Annotated in this window: 5 protein-coding genes; 4 read left to right on the top strand and 1 reads right to left on the bottom strand. The window is 37.4% G+C overall.

Annotation, left to right across the window (positions count from 1 at the left end; all coding sequences use genetic code 11):
- The 4 genes from spoVAD to AC11ZT_RS07050 form a co-directional block, all read left to right on the top strand.
- The coding region (gene spoVAD / locus AC11ZT_RS07065; RefSeq protein ID WP_484058921.1) for a stage V sporulation protein AD at nt 1–771 on the top strand (771 nt) is incomplete at its 5' end.
- Nucleotides 772–776: 5 nt separating this feature from the next.
- Nucleotides 777–1,124 (top strand): stage V sporulation protein AE, encoded by a 348-nt coding sequence (gene spoVAE, locus AC11ZT_RS07060; RefSeq protein WP_379970262.1) that lies wholly within the window; start codon nt 777–779, stop codon nt 1,122–1,124.
- Between the two features lie 11 nt (nt 1,125–1,135).
- Complete coding sequence (locus tag AC11ZT_RS07055; protein WP_484058920.1) at nt 1,136–1,342, top strand: DUF1657 domain-containing protein; 207 nt, start codon at nt 1,136–1,138, stop codon at nt 1,340–1,342.
- 8 nt (nt 1,343–1,350) lie between these two features.
- Complete coding sequence (locus AC11ZT_RS07050) at nt 1,351–2,220, top strand: DUF421 domain-containing protein (RefSeq protein ID WP_484058919.1); 870 nt, start codon at nt 1,351–1,353, stop codon at nt 2,218–2,220.
- 5 nt (nt 2,221–2,225) lie between these two features.
- On the opposite strand, the gene AC11ZT_RS07045 is transcribed toward AC11ZT_RS07050, so the two are convergent.
- On the bottom strand, nt 2,226–2,555 hold the full coding sequence (locus tag AC11ZT_RS07045) for a thioredoxin family protein (protein WP_484058918.1): 330 nt from the start codon (nt 2,553–2,555) through the stop codon (nt 2,226–2,228).
- Nucleotides 2,556–2,636: the final 81 nt, after the last annotated feature.

The following is a 2,636-nucleotide window of genomic DNA, read 5'->3' as shown; positions in this document are numbered from 1 at the left end:
GGGGATTTAATAAATCAAATAACCCCTACAAGCTTTGCAAGTCGTCTACTTGGAATTCCCTACTTAGGTTTGTTCGGTGCTTGTTCCACCTCAATGGAAGGTCTATCTTTAGCTGCTCTCATTATTAATAGTAAATGTGCTAATTATGTCTTAACCGGAGCTTCCAGTCATAACGCAGCTGTTGAAAAACAGTTTCGCTATCCAACAGAATACGGAGGACAAAAACCTCCTACTGCCCAGTGGACCGTTACAGGAGCAGGAGTTGCCCTGCTTTGTGCTCAAGGGGACGGCCCCTTTGTCACATCTGCTACCATTGGTAAAGTTGTAGATATGGGATTAAGTGATCCATTTAATATGGGGGGGGCAATGGCACCTGCTGCTGTTGACACAATTGAGGCTCATTTACGTGACAGACAAATTGATGCAGCTTACTATGATTTAATTGTAACAGGAGATTTAGGGAAAATTGGAAGAGAAATTGCTCTTCATTTACTTCGCAAACATGGACATTCTATAAACGATGAACAATTTCAAGATTGTGGATTATTGATTTATAGCAAAGATCAACCTGTTTTTTCGGGGGCAAGTGGACCTGGATGCTCCGCTACAGTTGTATATGGTCATTTATTAAATCGAATGAAAAATGGAGAATTCAAAAAAATGTTAGTGGTAGCAACCGGGGCTTTGCTTTCACCTTTATCATTCCAACAGAAGGAAACAATACCATGTATCGCTCACGCTGTATCCATAGAATATGGAGGTGTTCACTAATGGCCATGTTTATCTCAGCATTTGTTGTTGGAGGTTTTATTTGTGTAATCGGTCAGCTTTTATTTGACGTTGCAAAGTTAACTCCTGCTCATACGATGGTTGTACTTGTCGTAACAGGAGCGATTTTAGATGGTTTTAATTTATACGAACCGCTTATTGATTTTGCAGGTGCCGGTGCTACAGTGCCCATTACGAGCTTTGGAAACGCTCTTGTGCACGGAGCCATGGCCGAGGGAGAAAAACACGGTCTCGTTGGAGTTATAACAGGAATGTTTAAAGTAACGAGTGCAGGTATTTCTGCAGCAATTATTTTCGGCTTTATTGGAGCACTACTTTTTAAACCAAAGGGATAAGGAGCAATTGGATGACAATCGTAGCAAATGTTAAATCCTGTTTAGCTAGTGTGAAAGGCGCGCAGTCTAGTTTAAGTGTATTAGCCCAAGATAGCGTAGATAACCATACAAAGCAACTGTTTCACGAATGCATGATGGAATTAGACGACGTTATTTCCAATTTGCAAAAAAGAATATCCCATCTAGAAAACGAAGAACCACAATATAAAGGAATGTAAGAAAGGAATTGATTTTCATGCCAGAATGGTTGATGGTAATCGTTCGATCCTTAAGTATATTAGCTATACTATTCTTTATCACAAAACTTTTAGGTAAACGACAAATATCACAGCTTTCCTATTTTGAATATATTGGCGGTATGACAATTGGTGACATAGCTGCAGAAGTATCAACCGGGCTTGAACAAAATTATACACACGGAGTCTTTAGTATTCTTGTATTTTCCATGATTCCATTCTTTGCAGGACTACTCGCACTAAAAAATAAAAAGATACGAGATTTCGTGGAAGGAAAAGCTACGGTTGTAATAAAAGACGGGAAAATACTTGAAGATAATTTAAAAAAAGAAAAATACACCAGCGACGAATTGCTGGAGTTACTTCGAAAAAAGGATGTATTTCGCGTAGCAGATGTTGAATTTGCTGTGCTTGAAGCAGCCGGTGAGTTAAATGTACTCGTAAAAAAAGAAAACCAACCGCTTACACCTAGCATGGTAGGATTACAAGTAGCTACTGAAAAAGAACCACAAACTGTTATTATGGATGGAAAAATACTAGATGAACCACTAACAGCTAGTGGTCACAATCGACATTGGCTTCTTACTGAACTTAAAAAAATAGGCATTTCCCAAGACAATGTCTTTATTGGACAAGTGGACAGCACTGGTGTATTAACTGTCGATGTGTACGATGATAAAATTCAAGTTCCATCATCTCAGGAAAAGCCCTTACTTCTTGCAACTTTAAAAAAATGCCAAGCAGATTTAGAATTATTTTCACTTGAAACAGAATCTAGAAATGCCGCAGACATGTATCGGGCTGATTCAGAAAGAATTGAAAATATTATCAATAAAATAGCATTTCTACTAAAGGAATAATATGTTCAGGATTCTTCAGTCACTTCGTATATTTGTTGTAATTTTCTCTCGAATTCGCTGAACACAACAAATCGAGATTCTCTAAACATTTCTTTTCCATTTAAAAACATAATTAATGTAGGGGCAGAAAAAACCAAATATTCACCAGAAACTTGCGGTGTTTCTTCGAGAGATACAAGGATAGAATGTATTTTCGGAAAACGCTCCAATACATCTTCTGCTTGTGCAAGAACTGCATCACATACGCCGCACTGTACAGTTTTAATAAAAAGTAAAGACATTTGATTATTTGAAATAATCCCCTTTATTTCTTCCATATTTTTAATTTTATCCATACCATTCTAGCTCCTTCTTTTCGTTTCACCTTTCTTTTATTGTACGCAAATTTATATGAAACTAAAAATTAGTTGCTTGAA

The sequence above is a fragment of the Ectobacillus sp. genome (assembly GCF_056992975.1).
The sequence above is the reverse complement of the archived record's forward strand: the minus strand, read 5'-3'. Positions and strand labels throughout refer to the sequence as shown.

Coding starts and splice junctions, on each gene's coding strand:
- AC11ZT_RS07055 (WP_484058920.1), top strand. CDS start 1,136: ATGACAATCGTAGCAAATGTTAAATCCTGTTTAGCTAGTGTGAAAGGC.
- AC11ZT_RS07045 (WP_484058918.1), bottom strand. CDS start 2,555: ATGGATAAAATTAAAAATATGGAAGAAATAAAGGGGATTATTTCAAAT.
- spoVAE (WP_379970262.1), top strand. CDS start 777: ATGTTTATCTCAGCATTTGTTGTTGGAGGTTTTATTTGTGTAATCGGT.